We start from the raw sequence: 3,574 nt of genomic DNA on the forward strand, positions 1-3,574 counted from the left end.
CGCGCGGCCGACGCGCCCACGCGGCCGCGCGAGCGGGCAGGATGACGGGTGTGAGCCTCCAGTCCCGACCCACCTCCCAACGCGCCGACGTCCGGCGCTGGCGCCGGTACCTCGCCGACGAGCGGGCGGAAGCCGCCGTCTACCGGAACCTCGCGGCACGACGACACGGCGAGGAACGCGAGATCCTGTCCGCCCTGGCCGAGGCCGAGGGGCGGCACGAGCAGCACTGGCTCGACCTGCTCGGGGACGACGTCGGGCGGCCGCAGCGGGGGAGCCTCCGAACCCGGGTGCTCGCCTCGCTGGCGAAGCGGTTCGGGTCGGTGTTCGTCCTCGCGCTGATGCAGCGGGCCGAGGACCGTTCGCCCTACGCCGACGACGCGGACGCCACCGCGAGCATGGCGGCCGACGAGCGGATCCACGGCGAAGTGGTCCGCGGGCTCGCCAACCGCGGGCGGATGCGCCTCTCCGGGACGTTCCGCGCGGCGGTGTTCGGCGCGAACGACGGACTGGTGTCGAACCTGGCGCTCATCATCGGTGTGAGCGCGTCGGGGGCGGACCGGCACTTCGTGCTCCTGAGCGGCATCGCGGGACTCCTCGCCGGGGCGCTCTCGATGGGGGCGGGCGAGTACGTCTCGGTGCGGTCGCAGCGCGAGCTCCTCACGGCCTCGGCTCCGCACCCCGAGGCCGGTCGTGCCGTCGCGGACCTCGACGTCGACGCGAACGAACTCGCCCTCGTCTACCGTGCGCGGGGCATGTCCGAGGCGGAGGCGCAGCAGCACGCCGACGACGTCCTCGGGGGTGCCGCGGTGACGGGCGGTGCGCCGGTCGACGACCACGAGGCGATCGGCAACGGCATGAGCGCAGCCGTCTCGAGCTTCTGCTTCTTCGCATCGGGCGCGATCATCCCGGTGCTCCCGTACCTGTTCGGGCTCGAGGGGTGGGCGGCGATCGCGATCGCGGCGCTCCTCGTCGGGATCGCCCTGCTCGGCACCGGCGCGGTGGTCGGGGTGCTGAGCGGTGCGTCGCCGCTGCGGCGGGCGCTCCGGCAACTCGCGATCGGGTTCGGCGCCGCAGCGGTCACCTACGGACTCGGGCTGCTGTTCGGGACGGGCAGCGCCTAGCGCGACCGGACGAAGAGCGAGCAGCCGAGGGGCGGGCCCGCTCGCGCTACCGGCGCACGGCGGCCCTGGGCGGGAGCAGCAGGAGGGCCGCAGCCCCGACCACGATGAGCGCGATGCCCGAGAAGACCATGAACACCGTCAGCGCGAGTCCCGGAGCGACCAGCACGACCACGCCCCCGAGGATCGACAGCACCCCGCTCACGATCGACGGGACCCGTGACGAGCCGGGGTGTCCCACGAACCCGCCGATCAACGACGCGATCCCCTCGACGATGAACCCGACGCCGGCGAGCACCGCGTAGACGACGAGCGGCACGGCGGGATCGAGCAGCGTCACGAGCCCGGCCACACCGACCAGGGCGCCGACGACACCGGACGTCCACCGCCACACGGGCGGTGTGCCGTGACCCCGGACCGCGGCGAACACCCGCAGCGCGCCGGCCACGACGAGGTACACGCCGAAGAGCAGCGCGACGACGACGAGTGACGGCCGAGGCCACACGATCGCGACGATGCCGAGGGCGATGGCGACCACCGCGGTGACGATGACGAACACGCGGAACGTGCGGACGGCGCGAGAGTCCACGAGCACTCCTCCCTGTCAGGTCTGCTCGTCTCGACGCTACCTCGGTCGACCTGGCTCGGTTCGTGCCGCCGGGTGCGACGGTGTGCGACCGGGTGCAACCGGATGCAACCTCCGCCGCCGTAGCCTTCGGACAGGCGCGGATCCAGCGCCCCGACAGAGTCGTCGAAAGGTGTCCACCATGACCATCGCCCCGTCACCGACCACCTACGCCGCACCCGGCGAGGAGGGGTCCCTCGTCTCGTACCGGTCCCGGTACGACCACTACATCGGCGGCGCGTACGTCCCGCCGGCCGGGGGACAGTACTTCGAGAACCCCACCCCCGTCACCGGCAAGGTGTTCACCGAGATCGCCCGCGGGGACTCCACCGACGTCGACCGTGCCGTCGAGGCGGCATGGAAGGCGTTCCCGGCGTGGGGCCGGACGAGCGTCGCCGAACGGGCCGGCATCCTCAACAGGATCGCGGACCGGATGGAGCAGAACCTCGAGGCCCTGGCCGTCGCGGAGACGTGGGAGAACGGCAAGCCGATCCGCGAGACGATCGGCGCGGACATCCCGCTCGCGATCGACCACTTCCGGTACTTCGCCGGGGCCGTCCGCGCGCAGGAGGGATCGACGGGGGAGATCGACCACGACACCGTCGCCTACCACTTCCACGAACCGCTCGGCGTCGTCGGGCAGATCATCCCGTGGAACTTCCCCATCCTCATGGCGGTGTGGAAGCTCGCTCCGGCACTGGCGGCGGGCAACTGCGTCGTCCTGAAGCCGGCAGAGCAGACGCCGGCGTCCATCCACGTGCTGATCGACCTGATCGGGGACCTGCTGCCCGCCGGCGTCCTCAACGTCGTGAACGGCTTCGGCATCGAGGTCGGTGCACCGCTCGCCCAGCACCCGGACATCCGCAAGGTCGCCTTCACCGGGGAGACCACGACGGGCCGGCTGATCATGCAGTACGCGTCGCAGAACCTCATCCCCGTCACGCTCGAACTCGGCGGGAAGAGCCCGAACGTCTTCTTCGCCGACGTCGCACAGGAGCAGGACGCCTTCTACGACAAGGCCCTCGAAGGGTTCGCGTTCTTCAACCTCAACCAGGGCGAGGTCTGCACGTGCCCGTCCCGCGCACTCGTCGCGAAGGAGATCTACGACGGGTTCGTCGCGGACGGCCTCGACCGCGTGCGCGCCGTCAAGCAGGGCCACCCGCTCGACCTGTCGACGATGATCGGCGCGCAGGCGTCGAACGACCAGCTCGAGAAGATCCTGAGCTACATCGACATCGGCAAGCAGGAGGGCGCGAAGCTCCTCACCGGTGGTGAACGGGCGGACCTCGGCGGCGACCTGTCCGGCGGGTACTACGTCACGCCGACCGTGTTCGAAGGGGACAACTCGATGCGGATCTTCCAGGAGGAGATCTTCGGACCGGTCCTCGCCCTGACGAGCTTCGACGGCTACGACGACGCGATCTCCATCGCGAACGACACCCTGTACGGTCTCGGCGCCGGTGTGTGGAGCCGCGAGGCCACCACGCTCTACCGAGCCGGCCGAGACATCCAGGCCGGGCGGGTGTGGGAGAACACCTACCACCAGTACCCCGCCGGAGCGGCGTTCGGCGGCTACAAGCAGTCCGGCATCGGACGGGAGAACCACAAGATGATGCTGGAGCACTACCAGCAGACGAAGAACCTCCTGGTGTCCTACGCCGAGGGCCCGATGGGCTTCTTCTGATGCCCGACACCGACGACCGGCCCGGCACCGACGGCCTGCCCGCCACCGCCCGCGTCGCGGTGACGCCGGCGGCGAGGGAGCTCCTGCGCTCCCTCGCCGCCCGGCACGCGCCCCGCAAGTTGCCACCCGCGGGGGGGGGGGGCGGAG

Annotated in this window: 3 protein-coding genes; 2 read left to right on the forward strand and 1 reads right to left on the reverse strand. The window is 71.3% G+C overall.

Going from position 1 to position 3,574, the window contains the following annotated elements; translation table 11 throughout:
- The first annotated feature begins 41 nt into the window (after positions 1-41).
- Positions 42-1,121 carry a VIT1/CCC1 transporter family protein gene (locus Q7F20_RS11360; protein WP_305740216.1) on the forward strand — a complete coding sequence of 360 codons (1,080 nt, stop codon included), beginning with the start codon at positions 42-44 and terminating at the stop codon, positions 1,119-1,121.
- 46 nt (positions 1,122-1,167) lie between these two features.
- On the opposite strand, the gene Q7F20_RS11365 is transcribed toward Q7F20_RS11360, so the two are convergent.
- The gene (locus tag Q7F20_RS11365) at positions 1,168-1,707 is read right to left on the reverse strand and encodes an HdeD family acid-resistance protein (protein WP_305740200.1); all 540 of its coding nucleotides are present in this window, start codon (positions 1,705-1,707) and stop codon (positions 1,168-1,170) included.
- A gap of 178 nt (positions 1,708-1,885) precedes the next feature.
- On the opposite strand from Q7F20_RS11365, the gene Q7F20_RS11370 reads away from it, so the two are divergent.
- A complete protein-coding gene (locus Q7F20_RS11370; protein WP_305740201.1) occupies positions 1,886-3,427 on the forward strand; it encodes an aldehyde dehydrogenase family protein in 1,542 nt (513 codons plus the stop codon).
- Positions 3,428-3,574: the final 147 nt, after the last annotated feature.

The sequence above is a fragment of the Curtobacterium sp. A7_M15 genome (assembly GCF_030705415.1).
Lineage (GTDB): Bacteria > Actinomycetota > Actinomycetes > Actinomycetales > Microbacteriaceae > Curtobacterium.